The organism is Denitrificimonas caeni (genome assembly GCF_027498055.1).
GTDB lineage: Bacteria > Pseudomonadota > Gammaproteobacteria > Pseudomonadales > Pseudomonadaceae > Denitrificimonas.
The window spans coordinates 2,256,950-2,274,447 of the sequence record NZ_CP114976.1; the positions used below are offsets into that span (position 1 = coordinate 2,256,950).

Annotated in this window: 14 protein-coding genes and 3 tRNA genes; 1 reads left to right on the plus strand and 16 read right to left on the minus strand. The window is 49.9% G+C overall.

All coding sequences use genetic code 11. The features are described from left to right. Positions 1 to 258, minus strand: a complete 258-nt coding sequence (locus O6P33_RS10520; protein ID WP_269817735.1) for an OadG family protein — start codon at positions 256 to 258, stop codon at positions 1 to 3. Between the two features lie 172 nt (positions 259 to 430). Next, complete coding sequence (mgtE, locus tag O6P33_RS10525) at positions 431 to 1,873, minus strand: magnesium transporter (protein WP_269817736.1); 1,443 nt, start codon at positions 1,871 to 1,873, stop codon at positions 431 to 433. Positions 1,874 to 2,157: 284 nt separating this feature from the next. On the opposite strand from mgtE, the gene O6P33_RS10530 reads away from it, so the two are divergent. Then, positions 2,158 to 2,631, plus strand: coding sequence for a DUF4124 domain-containing protein (locus O6P33_RS10530; protein WP_269817737.1), 474 nt, complete (start codon positions 2,158 to 2,160; stop codon positions 2,629 to 2,631). Positions 2,632 to 2,721: 90 nt separating this feature from the next. Here O6P33_RS10530 and O6P33_RS10535 read toward each other — a convergent pair. The 14 genes from O6P33_RS10535 to O6P33_RS10600 all read right to left on the minus strand — a co-directional run bounded on the left by O6P33_RS10535 (position 2,722) and on the right by O6P33_RS10600 (position 17,295). Then, a tRNA-Arg gene (locus O6P33_RS10535) sits at positions 2,722 to 2,798 on the minus strand. A 68-nt stretch (positions 2,799 to 2,866) separates the two neighbouring features. Beyond that, positions 2,867 to 2,943, minus strand: a tRNA-Arg gene (locus O6P33_RS10540). 93 nt (positions 2,944 to 3,036) lie between these two features. Beyond that, positions 3,037 to 3,127: transfer RNA gene (locus O6P33_RS10545), tRNA-Ser, on the minus strand. Positions 3,128 to 3,189: 62 nt separating this feature from the next. Further along, complete coding sequence (gene csrA / locus O6P33_RS10550; protein WP_269817738.1) at positions 3,190 to 3,381, minus strand: carbon storage regulator CsrA; 192 nt, start codon at positions 3,379 to 3,381, stop codon at positions 3,190 to 3,192. Positions 3,382 to 3,562: 181 nt separating this feature from the next. Continuing rightward, positions 3,563 to 4,804: an aspartate kinase gene (locus tag O6P33_RS10555; RefSeq protein WP_269817739.1), complete on the minus strand. Its 1,242-nt coding sequence runs from the start codon at positions 4,802 to 4,804 to the stop codon at positions 3,563 to 3,565. Positions 4,805 to 5,024: 220 nt separating this feature from the next. Beyond that, positions 5,025 to 7,649, minus strand: a complete 2,625-nt coding sequence (alaS, locus tag O6P33_RS10560) for an alanine--tRNA ligase (RefSeq protein ID WP_269817740.1) — start codon at positions 7,647 to 7,649, stop codon at positions 5,025 to 5,027. Between the two features lie 127 nt (positions 7,650 to 7,776). Then, positions 7,777 to 8,058 carry a topoisomerase II gene (locus tag O6P33_RS10565; RefSeq protein ID WP_269817741.1) on the minus strand — a complete coding sequence of 94 codons (282 nt, stop codon included), beginning with the start codon at positions 8,056 to 8,058 and terminating at the stop codon, positions 7,777 to 7,779. A gap of 84 nt (positions 8,059 to 8,142) precedes the next feature. Further along, the gene (locus O6P33_RS10570) at positions 8,143 to 9,363 is read right to left on the minus strand and encodes an aspartate aminotransferase family protein (RefSeq protein WP_269817742.1); all 1,221 of its coding nucleotides are present in this window, start codon (positions 9,361 to 9,363) and stop codon (positions 8,143 to 8,145) included. A 186-nt stretch (positions 9,364 to 9,549) separates the two neighbouring features. Next, on the minus strand, positions 9,550 to 10,980 hold the full coding sequence (gene cysG, locus O6P33_RS10575) for a siroheme synthase CysG (RefSeq protein WP_269817743.1): 1,431 nt from the start codon (positions 10,978 to 10,980) through the stop codon (positions 9,550 to 9,552). Positions 10,981 to 11,180: 200 nt separating this feature from the next. Continuing rightward, on the minus strand, positions 11,181 to 12,461 hold the full coding sequence (gene serS / locus O6P33_RS10580; RefSeq protein WP_269817744.1) for a serine--tRNA ligase: 1,281 nt from the start codon (positions 12,459 to 12,461) through the stop codon (positions 11,181 to 11,183). A 14-nt stretch (positions 12,462 to 12,475) separates the two neighbouring features. After that, positions 12,476 to 12,853, minus strand: coding sequence for a fluoride efflux transporter CrcB (gene crcB / locus O6P33_RS10585; RefSeq protein WP_269817745.1), 378 nt, complete (start codon positions 12,851 to 12,853; stop codon positions 12,476 to 12,478). Then, a complete protein-coding gene (locus O6P33_RS10590) occupies positions 12,850 to 14,178 on the minus strand; it encodes a replication-associated recombination protein A (RefSeq protein ID WP_269817746.1) in 1,329 nt (442 codons plus the stop codon). Before O6P33_RS10590 ends, crcB begins: the two co-directional genes overlap by 4 nt. A 2-nt stretch (positions 14,179 to 14,180) precedes the next feature. After that, positions 14,181 to 14,837, minus strand: a complete 657-nt coding sequence (gene lolA, locus O6P33_RS10595; RefSeq protein WP_269817747.1) for an outer membrane lipoprotein chaperone LolA — start codon at positions 14,835 to 14,837, stop codon at positions 14,181 to 14,183. A 76-nt stretch (positions 14,838 to 14,913) separates the two neighbouring features. After that, positions 14,914 to 17,295 carry a DNA translocase FtsK gene (locus O6P33_RS10600; protein WP_269817748.1) on the minus strand — a complete coding sequence of 794 codons (2,382 nt, stop codon included), beginning with the start codon at positions 17,293 to 17,295 and terminating at the stop codon, positions 14,914 to 14,916. Positions 17,296 to 17,498 lie beyond the last annotated feature (203 nt).

Sequence of the window (17,498 nt, forward strand, 5' to 3'; positions counted from 1 at the left end):
TCAGCCGCGACGCGCGCGGTGCTGTTTAATAGCAATTTGCATGGCTTGCAAAGTATCTGGATCTACAACCTGCGCACTCTCATGCTGAGTTGATGCAGCAACTGCTGTAGCCACATGACCTGCTTCTGGTGCCCAACGTTCTAAAACAAAGGACATCACGCGAATGCTAAAAATCAGTAGAATTAAAAATAAAAAAACGAGACCCATACCGAAAAACATGAGTTCAACGCCTTCAAGAAGGAGTTGCTGAGAAGTCATATACGCTCCATTTCCTGGCTTGCAGGGTGCAATATTATAATTTTAATTAATGCCGCAGCTGACCCTACGATCAGTAACTCGTGGCTAAAACGATCGAACATTAACGCGAACTTACCCTTGTTTGCAATCAAATGCGTACTTTTTGTCTGATTATCTGTGAGTTTATTCATTTTCATAATAAAAATATTGTGGCTAAACCAAGGAAAATAAAGAAACCGCCACTGTCAGTCATTGCAGTAATTAGCACACTGGACCCCAGCGCAGGATCGCGCCCGAGTCGCACCATAGTCATGGGAATTAACACTCCCATCAAAGCAGCTAGTAGCAAGTTTAAAGTCATCGCTGCAGTCATCACCAAACCCAGTGACCAACTGTCATACAGCAGCCAAGCGACTAGGCCAATAACACCACCCCAAATCACGCCATTAATAAATGCCACACCCAGCTCTTTACGCAGCAAGCGTGAGCTATTGCCCGTTGACAGCTGATCAAGAGCCATAGCGCGGACAATCATCGTAATGGTCTGGTTACCTGAGTTACCACCAATACCTGCCACAATTGGCATTAAGGCGGCCAATGCCACTAACTTTTCGATGGAGTGCTCAAATAAGCCAATCACTCGCGAAGCCACAAAGGCGGTAATGAGGTTAATTGCCAACCAAGCCCAGCGGTTCTGCAGTGATTTCCATACTGAGGCAAAGATATCTTCTTCTTCACGTAAACCGGCGCGGTTTAATGCTTCGCTTTCTGACTCTTCACGAATCAAGTCAACCATTTCATCAACGGTTAAACGACCAAGTAAACGCCCGCTTTTTTCAACCACAGGCGCAGAAACCAAGTCATAGCGCTCAAAAGCCTGAGCTGCATAGGAGCCGTCTTCATCCGGACTAAAGGTTACCGGGTCAGTGGCCATCACCTCATGTACCATGCAGTCAGGATCATTCACCAACAAGCGCTTAATTGGCAACACGCCTTTCAGCAGCCCTGCAACATCCACGACGAATAGCTTATCGGTTTGATCGGGCAGTTCTTTTAAACGGCGCAAATAGCGCAAAACCACCTCTAAAGTGACATCCTCACGAATAGTCACCATCTCAAAGTCCATGATGGCACCGACTTGATCGTCCTTATAGGACAAAGCTGAGCGCACTTGCTCACGCTGCTGATCGTCCAGTGACTCCATCAAGCCCTGCACAACATCGCGCGGCAACTCTGGCGCCAAATCTGCCAACTCATCGGCATCCAGATCTTTGGCCGCGGCAATCATTTCGTGCTCATCCATATCGGCAATCAGTGTCTCACGCACTGCATCCGACACTTCCAGCAGGATCTCACCATCATTTTCGACGCGCACCAACTGCCAAACAGTGAGCCGGTCATCTAGGGGCAACGCTTCAAGGATATAAGCAATATCGGCTGGGTGTAATTCTGCCAATGTTTGCTGCAGTTCAGCCAAATGTTGCTGCTGTACCAAGGCGTCAACACGGTCTTGATGGTCACTGCCTTGGCGGGCGACACTTTCTTCGATCAGTCGGTGACGCTGCAACAACTCAAGAACTTGGACAAAACGCTCATGCAGAGGCTCTTGTGGCTTCCTCTCTTCAACTTCTGACATAAATGAGGTACTCCGCCCTAGCGCTCTAGTTGCACTAAGGATTATTCAGATAGGCAAGGTGGCTGCTCAACGAGAAATTCCATACAAAAACTCATAAACAACCCGTCCTAATGGGTTTAGATGCCGTAATAATACCACTGTAGTTAAGCTTTGCACCTAGCAATTGAGGGCCAGATAAGGCTACCGCTCGGGTTTCTGGTCATTTAAACAAATATGTCTACACTGAAGTGCAGCCTGTGCTTTAGCGCGCAGCTTTCCCCACACACCAGGTCAAGGATGACTCTATGCGTAAATATATTTACAGCTGCATTGCCCTCAGCGCCTTATTGGGGCACATGGCATTAGCTGCCACACAAATCTACAAATGCACCACCGACAACGGTGCAGTGATTTTTAGCGATAGCGGTTGCCCAACCAACAGCGCCCAGCAAACCCACAATCTCAATGCGCCCATGCTGATACCAGCGCTCTCGCAGCACGACATCCAGCAAGCGCTCTCCAAGCAGCAAAGCAAAGCACTGCGCGTTACAGTGATCAGCGATGACAACCATCCGTGCGGTACTTTTGATGCCAGCCAGCGTCGCACAGACTTAATCCGCAAACAGGTGAAAAGCGGCATGAGTCGCGCGGAAGTCGACAGCATGTTTGGCCGACCAGTGCACGAGCGCAACAACAACGGCAACCTCAGCGTTACTTACCGCACCGCCAAAAACAAAAAACGCAGCGTACGTTTTAATCAGGATGGTTGCGTACCCTAAGCTCACTCAAAGACAGCTAAAACAGCAAGCGCTGCAGTCACATAAATTACAGGCAAAAAAAAACCTGCAATCAATGCAGGTTTTTTAATATGGCGGACTCAGGAGGATTCGAACCTCCGACCGCTCGGTTCGTAGCCGAGTACTCTATCCAGCTGAGCTATGAGTCCATTTGGTGCTTATCCAGATCACCGCTGGTATTGCTTAGAAAACTTAACCATTGCCAAATTTTCCAATATGGCGGACTCAGGAGGATTCGAACCTCCGACCGCTCGGTTCGTAGCCGAGTACTCTATCCAGCTGAGCTATGAGTCCGTTGTGGCGCGTATTATAGAGCTATTTACTTGATAATCAAGGAGTTTTTAATTTAAAAACTCCTTGCAACCTATTACTCTACAAAACTAAATATGGCGGAGAGGGAGGGATTCGAACCCTCGACACCCTTTTGAGATGTACTCCCTTAGCAGGGGAGCGCCTTCGGCCACTCGGCCACCTCTCCGTTACAACGGTGCGTATATTACCCACTTTTTTAGAAATTGCAAAGCAATAAATCAAAAAACATCAAATAATTGGATCTTCTTGCTCTTCCTTCTCTTTTTGGATGCGCAAATAGATCTCTTCGCGGTGCACAGCAATCTCTTTTGGCGCGTTTACACCAATGCGAACTTGATTGCCTTTAACGCCCAGCACAGTGACAGTAACCTCATCACCAACCATCAGTGTTTCTCCAACACGTCGCGTTAATATCAACATTACTTCTCTCCTTGTATAAACAATTTAGGTTTACAGTCTGCATCTGTAAGTTATTGGATAGCGTACACTCATCATGCTTATTTGCACAGAATCATATCGCTTATTTATCAACTAAAATCATCTTACTGTTATTTAGCTAACAAATTCTGTTGAGCGCAGTAGACCTACGCGTAAATATTTTTTAATTTTGCTCAGCATCCAAACCAAAAGCAGTGTGCAGTGCGCGCACTGCCAGTTCCACATATTTCTCGTCAATAACCACAGAAATTTTAATCTCTGAGGTGGATATCATCTGCAGATTAATATTTTCTTTCGCCAAGGCCTCAAACATGCTGCTAGCTACGCCTGGATGCGAGCGCATACCCACTCCAACTATGGACACCTTGGCAATGCTAGTAGTTCCAGCAACCTGTCCTGCACCAATCTCTTGAGCGGTGGCTTGCAAGATCTCGAATGCCTTGTCGTAATCCAGGTTACCCACAGTAAAGGTAAAGTCTGTGGTGTTATCTTGAGCCACGTTTTGCACAATCATATCGATATCAATATTGGCCGCACTAATCGGTCCCAATATTTTAAAAGCAACGCCTGGGGTGTCCGGCACACCACGAATGGTGAGCTTGGCTTCGTCACGGTTAAAGGCAATACCAGAAATAATCGGCTGTTCCATGGAGTCCTCATTCTTATCAGTGCTGATCTCAGTGCTAATTAGAGTGCCGGGGCCCTCTTTAAAGCTGTGCAATACGCGTAGCGGAACATTGTACTTACCGGCAAACTCCACAGAGCGCAGTTGTAGAATTTTTGAGCCGAGGCTGGCCATCTCAAGCATTTCTTCAAAAGTAATGCGATCTAAGCGCTGCGCCCGCGACACTACACGGGGATCAGTGGTGTAAACACCGTCCACATCAGTATAGATATGACATTCATCTGCTTTAAGCGCTGCAGCTAAGGCAACCGCAGTGGTATCTGAACCACCACGTCCCAACGTAGTGATATTGCCCTGCTCATCAACACCTTGGAAACCCGCCACCACCACCACTTTTCCAGCCTGCAACTGTGCCTGCACTTTAGCTTCATCGATGGTTAATATGCGCGCTTTACCATGCTCGCTGTCTGTCACTATGGGTACTTGCGCGCCGGTGAAAGACACCGCAGGTACACCAATTTTATTTAACGCAATGGCCAACAAGGCGATAGTCACTTGCTCACCGGTGGCAATCATCACATCCATCTCACGTAAAGATGGTTTATTGCTCAGTTCTTTAGCCAGGGCTAATAAACGATTGGTTTCGCCACTCATTGCCGAAACCACAACCACAATGTCATCGCCTGCAGCATGGAACTTGGCCACTTTTTGCGCAACCTGCTCAATACGCTCAGGTGAACCCACTGAGGTACCACCAAATTTCTGTACGATTAACGCCATTTTACTGCCGCCTTATTCATCGTTAGCGTTTACAACATGGATAAGCCTCTGCAGCTACGCCAGCGATAGATACCAGACAAGGTAAGCGATCTGGCCTGCGCCATTCAAAACCTGCACAGGCCAGATTATTAACTACCAAACTGTTTCTAAACAGCGTAACTCAGAGCCCTTGCTTGCTGCGCACTACTGCTTGCGGCAAGCAACTGTTCTCAATCACCACTCAGGCTTGGCTGGCGACATACTCTGCGGTAACCGCCAAGGCCGCATCCAGCTTGGCCAGCTCAACGCCACTGCCCTGCGCCATATCTGGACGGCCGCCACCCTTACCACCCACCACGGCGGTAGCCTGTTTCATAAGATCACCGGCTTTAAATTGCCCAGTAAGATCTTTAGTGACACCAGCAACAAAGACAATGCGCTCATTGTGCACACCACCAAGCAAGATCACGGCGCTGCCCAGCTTGTTTTTCAGCTGATCAATCAATGCCAATAACTCTTTGCCTTCTAGGTTATCTAGACGCGCACTCAAGACTTTTACGCCATTAACCTCAACCGCTGCTGTTGCCAGATCACTGCCAGCGGCACTGGCGGCCTTAGCTTTCAGCTGCTCAACCTCTTTCTCTAAGCTGCGTTGCTGCTCAAGAATGGCTTGCAGCTTATCTAGAACGTTCTCACGATTACCTTTAACCAAGCTCATTGTTTGCTTAAGTTGCTCTTCGGCGCCTGTTAACCAGCGCCATGCTGCTTCGCCTGTTACCGCCTCAATGCGGCGCACACCAGCTGCAACACCACCTTCACTGGTGATTTTAAATAATCCAATATCACCTGTGCGCTGCGCGTGGATACCACCACACAACTCCACCGAGAAGCCATCGGCCATGCTTAATACGCGCACTTGGTCGCCGTATTTTTCGCCAAAGAGGGCCAGCGCACCTTTAGCTTTTGCTGTCTCAATATCGGTAAGCTCGGTGCAAACTTCGGTGTTATTACGGATTTCTTGGTTAACCCGCTCCTCTAACGCCTTAATTTGCTCAGCCGTCACAGCTTCAAAGTGGCTAAAGTCAAAACGCAAGCGCTGGCTATCCACTAATGAGCCTTTTTGCTGAACATGCTCACCGAGAACCTCGCGTAATGCCGCATGTAAAATGTGCGTCGCAGAGTGATTTAAAGCGGTGGCATGACGTACTTGCGCATCCACTTGCGCGTTAACATTGTCGCCAACCTGCACAGTGCCCTGAACCACGCGCCCATGGTGCAAAAATGCATTGCCGCTTTTTGTGGTGTCAGTGATTTCTATGCGCATGTTATCTGCGCTCAAATAGCCGCAGTCACCCACCTGGCCACCGGACTCAGCGTAAAATGGCGTGCGCTCAAGAACAATTACAACTTGGTCATCTTCCAGCGCAGTGCTGACTTTTTCGCCATCTTTAAGGATCATCAGCACTTTGGCGTCAGCCTGGTGGGCTTGGTAGCCTAAAAATTCAGTTTCACCGTCAATTTTAATCAACGCATTGTAGTCAATGCCAAAATTACTGGCAGAACGGGCCCGCTCACGCTGCGCCTGCATTTCTGCTTCGAAACCGTCTTCATCCACAGTGAGCTCTCGCTCACGGGCGATATCTGCGGTTAAGTCCATGGGGAAACCGTAGGTGTCATAGAGTTTAAACACCACTGCGCCAGGAATAACACTGCCCGTTAAGCCAGCTAAATCTTGTTCAAGAATACGCAAGCCCTGCTCTAGGGTTTTAGCAAACTGCTCTTCTTCTGTCTTTAAAATGCGCTCAATCTGTGCCTGATTCTGCTTCAGTTCTGGATAAGCCTCGCCCATTTCCTGCACTAAGGCTGCGACAATTTTGTAAAAGAAACTATCGCTGGCACCCAATTTGTTACCGTGACGGCAGGCGCGACGAATAATCCGACGCAATACATAGCCACGACCATCGTTAGACGGCACTACACCATCAGCAATCAAGAAACTGCATGAGCGAATATGGTCAGCAATCACTTTCAGCGATGGATTGTCATCATTGGCGCAACCCACTGCTTGCGCAACTGCGCTCAGTAAGTTTTTAAACAGATCAATATCATAGTTGGAGTTAACGTCTTGCATGATCGCACTGATGCGCTCTAGCCCCATACCAGTATCCACGCTTGGCGCTGGCAGTGGGTGCATGACACCGTCTGCGGTACGGTTAAACTGCATAAAGACGTTGTTCCAAATCTCAATAAAGCGGTCGCCGTCTTCCTCTGCAGAACCAGGCGGGCCACCCCAAATATGCTCGCCATGATCAAAAAAGATTTCTGTACATGGGCCACAAGGACCGGTATCACCCATCGCCCAGAAGTTGTCTGAAGCATAAGGCGCGCCGCCGTTATCACCGATGCGGATCATGCGCTCATGGGGCACGCCCATTTCTTTAACCCAAATATTGTAGGCTTCATCGTCAGTTTCATAGACGGTGACCCAAAGCTTTTCTTTAGGCAAATTCAACCACTGTTCAGAAGTTAAGAACTCCCAAGCGTAACGAATCGCATCATGCTTAAAGTAATCGCCAAAGCTGAAGTTACCCAGCATTTCAAAAAAAGTATGGTGCCGTGCGGTATAACCGACGTTTTCTAAGTCGTTGTGTTTACCACCGGCGCGCACACATTTTTGGCTACTCACAGCCCGCGTATAGGCGCGTTTTTCTAAACCCAGGAAGCAGTCTTTAAACTGATTCATGCCCGCGTTGGTAAATAATAGCGTCGGGTCATTGGCTGGGATCAATGAGCTTGAGGCTACGCGGGTATGGCCCTTTTCTTCAAAAAAACGAAAAAAGGCTTCGCGGATTTCTGCGCTTTTCATATACTCTTCCACAATTAAAGATTGGTAATGCCTATTAGCAGCGGACAGCCAAGCTGTCGAAAAAACCTATTATATCGCTGATATAGGCTACGTGCAGTGCTTAACGTTAAACCCCTGCAGTGGCGGATCAGTGATCGCAGTCTTCTGTATGCACGTGCTCGTCTTCAGTCGCATCTGCGGCTTCCATTTCCAACTGCAAGCTGACTAAGTTACTGGCCAAAGGACGCAGTAAAAGATTGGCGTACTCGCTGTCACCCTCTTCCACATCCACACCAATTAACAACTGGCCATTGCCTGCAGTTTGTACCCAAATTTCTTTTCCTTGCCAGAGAATGGCAAAACGCGAGCACTGTGCGGTAGATTGGCTGCCATCATCATTTTCAAGAATAAGCTGTAGATCTGTATTCATAATTTGTTGAATCCCGTTATAGAAACGCATGAGCGCGCAACTGCTGTGAATCAGCAATCACGCGCGGAAAAATAAGTATTAAGCCTACTGCGCGACAAACTCTTTAATAGCTCGCTCAAAACGCGCTAAGCCTTCGTCTAAATCGACTTGTTCGATGACCAAGCTTGGCGCAAAACGCACCACATCCGGGCCGGCGACAAGCACCAAAAGATCAGCCCGCTCGGCAGCCGCCATTAGCGCACCAGCTTTGCCCTTGTACTGTTGATTAAGGACAGCACCCACCAGCAAGCCTTTGCCGCGCACCAGCTCAAAAAGACTGTACTTCTCCCCCAGTTCACGCAGTTTTTCCCGCAGGTACTCACCTTTCTCAATGACACCATTGAGCACTTCTGGAGTATTAATAATATCCAACACGGCTTCGCCCACAGCACAAGCTAAAGGGTTGCCGCCAAAGGTAGTACCGTGGGTGCCTACGGAGAGGTGCTCGGCATAGGCTTTGCTGGTCAACATGGCTGAAATAGGGAAACCACCGCCCAAACTTTTTGCTGTAGTCATAACATCTGGGGTAATGCCGTAGAGTTCGTGCGCAAATAACTTACCGCTGCGCCCCATTCCGGATTGCACTTCATCAAAAATTAACAATGCATCGTACTTATCACAGAGTGCGCGAACGCCTTCAAGATAGGCTTGCTGCGCCGGCAAGACACCACTTTCGCCCTGAATGGGCTCCAAAATAACCGCACAGGTACGGTCTGAAATTGCTTGCTCCATTGCCGCCAGGTCGTTGTAAGGCACGTGACTGATGCCTGCCGGCCGCGGGCCAAAACCTTCAGAGTATTTGGGTTGTCCGCCAACATTGACGGTAAATACAGTACGACCATGGAAGCTGTTAAGGGTCGAAATGATTTCATGTTTATCCGCGCCAAAACGATCGCTGGCAACTTTGCGCGCGAGCTTTAAGGCTGCTTCATTGGCTTCGGCGCCGGAGTTACTGAAAAACACACGTTCAGCAAATGTAGCGTCGGTGAGCTTGCGGGCTAAGCGTAGCGCTGGCTCATTGGTAAATACGTTGGAGACGTGCCAGAGCTTGTTGGCTTGTGCGGTAAGGGCTGCAACCAGTTTTGGGTGGCAATGACCCAGGCCGTTCACAGCGATGCCGCCGGACAAGTCAATCAGCTCGCGTCCACTTTGATCCCAGAGTCGCGAACCTGCGCCGCGTACGGGTACAAAGCCAGCTGGTGCATAGTTGGGCACCATAACTTGATCAAAATCAGCGCGACTGACCTGCGCCTCTTGGATGGACATGCCTGCTCTCCTGGATAAGAATCCTGTTAGGTAAAGATTGGTTGGTAAAATATGTATTGGATGTGCGGTATTTTATAGTACTCGCAGCAACTCTGCTTGCGCATAGCAATCTAATGCAACAGTTTAAACCCAGATCAACTAAAAGCGCAGAGCAAAAGGGGGATATCTATGCAATTAAGTGGATTTCTAGGCATTGGATTGTGTTGCAGGCGAGTTGCCTGCGCTCCCAAACGACTGCGCGCCAGCAAACCAATTCAATCTCTCACGTAGCGCCACAACTTCTCCGACAATAATCAAACTGGGACTCTGTACGGTAAACTCACTGACCTGCTGATTAATCGTAGCTAAAGTCCCTGTAAACACGCGCTGCTGCGCGGTGGTGCCATTTTCCACCAGAGCAATCGGTGTGTCTGCCTCACGGCCATGGGCCAATAACTGCGTACAGATTTGCGGCAAACAGCCCAAGCCCATATAAAACACCACAGTTTGCCTTGGCGACACCAGCTCAGACCAGGGTAAATCCAGCTTGCCATCTTGCGGATGCCCGGTAACAAAGCGCACTGACTGTGCATAATCACGATGGGTTAAGGGAATCCCCGCATAAGCCGAGCAACCCGACGCTGCGGTAATCCCCGGCACCACCTGAAACGGAATCTGCTGCGCAGCCAACTCCTCAATTTCTTCACCACCGCGTCCAAAAATAAACGGATCACCGCCCTTTAAGCGCACCACGCGCTTACCTTGCCGAGCCAATTCAACTAGTTTTTGATTAATCTGTTCTTGCGGCACACTGTGATTGGACGCCTGTTTACCAACATACATACGGTCGGCATCACGGCGGCACAGCGCCAAAATAGCCGGCGCCACCAAGCGGTCATACAGCACTACATCGGCCTGCTGCATTAAACGCAGTGCCTTAAACGTGAGCAAATCAGGGTCGCCAGGACCTGCGCCGACCAAGTAAACCTCGCCCTGAGCCACATTTTGCGCAGTGCTCATAGTATCAAGCAGCAACTGCTCAGCCTCTTGCTCACGACCAGCAAACACATGCTCAGCCACCTGCCCCTGAAAGGTATTCTCCCAAAACACCCGACGCGGCTGCACATCCGGTAGCAAAGCTCTCACCTGATCACGAAACTTAGCTGCCAATCCGGCTAAACGACCGTAACTGGCGGGTAATAAAGTTTCGATTTTGGCCCGCACTAAGCGCCCCAAAACCGGCGCATGCCCAGCTGTGGACACAGCAATCAGCAAAGGTGAGCGATCGACAATTGCAGGAAAGACAACACTGGACAACTGCGGTACACCTAATGCATACACTGGGATGCCACACTCCTGCGCTTGCCTGGCAATGCTGGCATTGAGTTCAGGTTGATCTGTGGTGGCCAGCACCAAGCAGCTTCCCTGCATATCGCTGGGCAAATATTCTCGCAGCACAGAGCGCCCTTGCTGAGCAGCCACCAGTGCTTGCAGCTCAGTACTTATATAAGGAGCCACCACCTGCAAAACAGCACCAGCTTCAAGCAATACGCGCGCTTTGCGCAGCGCCATTTCGCCGCCACCAACCAGCAGCACGGTACGCCCTTGCAGCTTATGAAATAAGGGTAAGCAATCCACAATAGCACCTGCCTGCACTCTGCAATACGTTGAGCGCCGTCATCCTCACTGCTTATTGCAGCGCTGTATAACAACACTATTGATAAGACCAGTTCACTACAGCCGTACTCGCATTACCCTGTCGGCAGTCAAGTTGCTCGGCAGGTGTCAGCTAGCACTACTGCCCATACATTTTGCATGGGCAGTAGTGCACCGATTGTTTAACGAATCACTTCTAGACCACCCATATATGGGCGCAATACCTCTGGCACGCTGATGCTGCCATCCGCTTGCTGGTTGTTTTCCAGTACAGCTACCAAGGTGCGGCCCACTGCTAAACCTGAACCATTGAGGGTATGCACCAACTCAGTTTTACCGGTTTCTGGATTACGGAAGCGGGCCTGCATACGGCGGGCTTGGAAGTCTGTGCAGTTGGAGCACGAAGAGATCTCACGGTATTTATCTTGACTGGGCACCCACACTTCTAAGTCATAGGTTTTGCTCGCACCAAAGCCCATATCACCGGTGCACAGCGCCATTACCCGATACGGTAATTCCAGCGCTTGCAACACTTTCTCGGCATGGCCGGTCAGCTCTTCTAGCGCAGCAACCGAGGTTTGTGGATCAACAATCTGCACCAACTCGACTTTATCGAACTGGTGTTGACGGATCATTCCGCGCGTATCACGACCCGAAGCACCCGCCTCACTGCGGAAGCATGGGCTGTGGGCCACCATTTTTATGGGCAATTGCGCTGCATCTAAAATCTCACCTGCAACAGTGTTGGTCAGCGAAACCTCTGCAGTCGGGATCAAATACAGCGGCGTTTGTTCGTCACGCTCAATGCGGAATAAATCTTCAGAGAACTTCGGTAACTGCCCAGTGCCTTGCAGCGCAGACGCCTGCACCAAGTACGGCGTGTAGGTTTCTTCATAGCCGTGCTCAGCCGTGTGCAAATCCAGCATAAACTGCGCTAAAGCCCGATGCAGACGTGCAATGCCACCACGCATCACCGCAAAGCGCGCACCAGATAACTTCGCTGCCGCCTCAAAGTCGAGGCCTTTGCTGTTTTCACCCAGCAACACATGATCTTGCACGGGGAAATCAAAAGTCCGTGGCGTACCCCAACTGCGCACTTCAACGTTATCGTCTTCATCCACACCCAGCGGTACAGACGCCTCTGGCAGGTTAGGAATATCCAAGGCAATAGCATCCAGCTCAGCCTGAAGGCTTTCCAGCTCACGCTTACCGGCATCCAAGTCACCGCCCAGCTGATCCACCTGCGCTAATAAAGGTGCAATATCTTCACCGCGTGCTTTCGCCTGACCAATCGATTTGGCACTTTTATTACGCTCAGCTTGCAACTGTTCAGTGCGGGTTTGCACAGTTTTACGCTGCGCTTCCAAAGCATCTAAACGCGCCACATCCAGCACATAACCGCGCGTGGCTAAACGATCAGCAATTTCTTGCGCTTGTGTACGTAACAATCTTGAGTCGAGCATAAAAGTATCCGCTTCTACAGAGTAAATTTAATCAGCGCCATGCCCAGCCAAGCGGCCAACAAACCGCCCAGCAAGCTGACGCCCACATAGAGTAAAGCTTGCATATGCTGCCCTTCATTGAAGATACGCAGCGCATCCAGTGAGAATGTTGAAAAAGTAGTAAAACCACCCAGCAGGCCAGTCATTAATAACAAAGGGCTTAACGCCGAAATATCAGGGCGCAATAAAAACCATGAAAAAGCGCAGCCAATAAAAAAACTGCCGACAATATTAACGAAAACTGTCGCAATATACAGGTGTTGCGGCCAAATATGCGCTACAGCAAAACCCACGCTATAGCGCAAGACGCTGCCAACTGCACCACCTAACGCTACCAGCAAAAAATTTATCATTGCGCTCCTCGGCGCTGGCGGAGACTGCTCTGATCTAGATTTTTCAGATGCTGCAGCTTCTCGCCAATTTTAATTTCTAGGCCGCGGGCCGGTGGCTGATAGTACTGACGCGGCGCCAGCTCTGCGGGAAAATAGTCTTCTCCAGCTGCATAGGCATCCGGCTCATCATGGGCGTAGCGATACTCTTCGCCATAACCCAGCTGCTGCATTAACTTAGTGGGAGCGTTACGCAAATGCACTGGTACTGCCAGTGAGCCAAAGTTCTGCGCATCTTGGCGTGCTGCTTTATAGGCCATATACACAGCGTTACTTTTTGGGGCGCAGGCTAAATACGTGATGGCCTGCGCCACCGCCAACTCCCCCTCAGGACTGCCCAAGCGCTGCTGCACATCCCAAGCAGACAAGCACAGCGTTAGCCCACGCGGATCAGCGTTGCCGATGTCTTCGCTGGCCATACGCACCACACGCCGCGCGATATACAAGGGATCACAACCGCCATCGAGCATACGCGTGTACCAATACAATGCTGCATCTGGATTGGAGCCGCGCACTGACTTATGCAAGGCAGAGATTTGATCGTAAAAAGCCTCGCCGCCTTTATCAAAGCGGCGCATGCTTTCGCCGAGAATATTGCCCAGCAAGTCCACATCTATACAGCCGCCATCTTCAACCAAGTCAGCGGCGTTTTCTAACAAATTCAATAAGCGTCGGCCATCGCCATCAGCAGCGCGAAACAACAACTCTTGCGCATCCGGCTCCACTCGCAATTTACGCTCACCCAGGCCCTTTGTTTCATTGAGCGCACGCTGCAATAACAGTTGTAACGCTGCATCATCCAGGCTTTGCAGGACATACACGCGCGCACGGGATAACAAAGCATTGTTTAGCTCAAAGGACGGATTTTCTGTGGTAGCACCAATAAAAATAAAGGTGCCGTCTTCCACATAGGGTAAGAAAGCGTCTTGCTGGCCTTTATTAAAACGGTGCACTTCATCGACAAACAAGATGGTGCGGCGACTGTACTGCGCCGCCTGTTGCTTAGCTTCTTGCACTGCTTCGCGAATTTCTTTGACCCCAGACAACACCGCCGACAGGGTAATAAAGTGCGCATCACTGACCTGCGCCAGCAAGCGGGCCAAAGTGGTTTTTCCTACTCCCGGTGGCCCCCAGAAAATCATTGAGTGTAAAGCCCCTTGCTGCAGGGCCTCACGCAGCGGCTTGCCAGCAGCCAAAATATGCTGCTGGCCGACATACTCATCCAGATTACTGGCACGCAAACGCGCAGCCAGTGGTTGGGCTATCGGCTCACTGCTAAACAGTTGCACTGCTACTCCTCAATAACATCAACGCCAGCCGGCGCTTCAAAAACAAATTCACTGGCGGCAATATCTTCATTTATTTTCACCCCCATAAATAAAATATTGGTGCGTTGGCCAACTGCATCTAGCAATTGCATATCGTTAATCACGCCATTGCGAAACGATAAGCGCAGGGTGTCAAACAAAGTGTCTTTCGCTGTTGGGGTTAAAATAAAGTCAATGACGGGGCCACCCTCTTTGTAGGTGATGGTAAAGTTTTCACTGATTTGTGATACATCCCCGGATAACAGCAAGGCTGGCGTATGGGTTAAACGCTGATCCATTTTTTGCACAGTTACTTGCAGCAAATCTGGGTCGTACAGCCAAACTTTCTCACCATTGGAGACTAACAGCTGTTCCAGCGGTGGATCCGTGTGCCAACGAAACAGACCAGGGCGCTGCAAGACCATTTGCCCAGAGGCTTCTTGCAGCTGAGTGCCGGTTGAGTCCAGCGTTAATTGAGAAAAAGTACCGCTAATGGTTTGGGTTTGACTCAATAGCTCACTGAGTTTATTGGCCGCGCGCTGTTGCTCACTGTCTTCAGCGTGCGCAACAGGCTGCAGCACTGCAGCGCTAAGAACAACGCTGCCCAACAGGCTTACTAAGCTTTTATAGATTGTGCGCATAAAAATTCTCTTGATCTAACCTAAAAATAGCAGCCTCAACCCAACTTAGGTTAAGGCCATTGTCTAGCTGTCATGCTCAATCGCGCACCGGTGGTGGCGCAATCACTTCCCGCGTGCCATTGTGCGCCGCAGCGGATACCACACCAGCCATTTCCATGGCTTCCACCATACGCGCAGCACGGTTATAGCCTACTTTAAACTTACGCTGCACTGAAGAAATCGAAGCGCGACGGGTTTCCGTGACAAAGTTAACCGCTTCGTCATACAACGGATCATCTTCATCAACACTCTCACGGCCACCTTCAAATCCACTGCCTGCCTCTTCTACACCAGCGAGGATATCCTCAATATAGTCAGGCTCGCCACGCAGTTTCCATGCATCGACTACTCGGTGTACCTCTTCGTCAGAGACAAAAGCACCATGCACACGAATCGGCAAACTGGTGCCCGGCGGTAAATACAACATGTCACCATGGCCCAACAATTGCTCAGCACCGCCTTGGTCTAACACTGTGCGTGAGTCAATTTTACTGGACACTTGGAAGGCAATCCGCGTAGGAATATTGGCTTTAATTAAACCAGTTATCACATCCACCGAAGGACGCTGGGTAGCCAAAATCAAGTGAATCCCTGCTGCCCGTGCTTTTTGTGCAATCCGCGCAATCAGTTCTTCAACTTTTTTACCGACCACCATAATCATGTCAGCAAATTCGTCCACGACGACCACAATAGTTGGTAGTTTCTCCAGTAGCGGCGCTTCATCATCAATGTTTTCACGCTTGAACAGCGGATCTTCTAGCGGTGTACCTGCTTCTATACCGTCCTTAACTTTACGGTTAAAGCCCGCCAAATTACGCACCCCCATGGCCGACATGAGCTTGTAGCGGCGCTCCATTTCCGCCACGCACCAGCGCAAAGCATTGGCCGCTTCACTCATATCCGTGACTACGGGGCACAACAGGTGCGGAATACCTTCGTAAATCGACAACTCCAGCATTTTTGGGTCAATCATAATCAGTCGCGCTTCTTCCGGCGTGGCCTTAAACAGCACCGACAAAATCATCGCATTGACCCCAACCGACTTACCCGAGCCGGTGGTACCTGCCACCAACAAGTGGGGCATTTTCGCCAGATCAGCCATCACTGGCTGGCCACCGATATCATGCCCCAAAGCCACGGTTACAGGAGATTTAGACTCGGCAAACTCGGCTGTTTCTATCACTTCGGAAAAACGCACAATTTGTCGATCTTCGTTAGGCACCTCAATACCTACGGTAGTTTTACCGGGAATAACCTCAACCACACGAACACTGATCATTGCCATGGAGCGCGCTAAGTCTTTAGCTAAATTCGTGATGCGACTGACTTTAATCCCAGGCGCTAAAAGAATTTCAAAGCGCGTAACCACAGGACCTGGGTGCACCGATTCCACCTCGACCTCAACCCCAAACTCTCTGAGTTTAGCCTCCAGCAAGCGCGACATATCATGCAGGGATTCTTCTGAGTAACTGGGTTTCTTCTTTTCTGCTTTATCCAGCAAAGCCAGCGGCGGCAAGGTGCCAGCCAGTGCGCTATCAACCACCTTGGCTGCCGGCTTGGCTTTTTCTACAGCAGTACTCAGCGCCGGGGCTTGCGCGGCCAGTGGCGCAATAATTGGCTCTCGACGGTTCTCGCGCGCAGGCGTTTCATCACGCTTTAACGGACGCTCACGTACGCGCACTGCATCACTTGTTTCTGACTCTGCTGGGCTGGCCGCCAAACTCATTTGCTCATCAACTGCACGTAAACGCTGTTTCTCTTGCTTGCGCTCGTCCATTTCCCCCCAAATGCTCTGCGCCCAAGCCTTCGTTTTCTGAAACCCAAGCAAAGTGAGATTGCCCACCCCTTCCATGATTTTGAACCAGGATAAATTAGCGTACACGGTTAAGCTAAATAAGAAGCAGGCCAGCAACAATAAGGTTGCACCTTCAATATTAAAAAACTGCGACAGCCCATCACCCAGCACTGCGCCGACAATATTAAAGTTTTTCGGTGCAACCTCTGGCAGCGGGAAATGCAAGTGAGTCAAGGCGGCGCCGGAGCACAGCAGCAACACAAACCCCACCGCACGTAAAGCAAATAACCAACCATTCCAAACAATGTGTTGGTAGCGACTCTGAAACACCAATACCGTTTTCAAGCCCAGCACTAAAGGAAATAACCAAGCAAAATAGCCCAGCGCACTAAACAGCACATCCGCAATCCACGAGCCAACATAGCCCCCAGCATTGCTCACTGTGTGCATATCGCCGGTACTGTTGCTGAAGCTGGAATCATTGACATCAAAGGTCAATAACACCATCCACAGATAAATACAGAGCACCGCCAGCAAAATAAGTACACCTTCTTTAAGGCGTAACTTGGCCTGCTCTTGCCATGTGTGTTTTTCAGATACGTGTGTATGCGTTGTGTTCTTCAAAAAAGAGTCCTGAATGGCCTTGACAGGGCAAGGCTCAACAAAAATATAATCAACATAAATGGTATCGAACAACAGGCCATTGTACGGATTTAAGCGAGTTATTTCACCTTAAGACAGCGCCAGCACAACAACGGCAAGCTCGGCATGAAATTCTATGGCATATAGCCTATCTTAACAGCGCATCCATTACGTATGTTTTACTG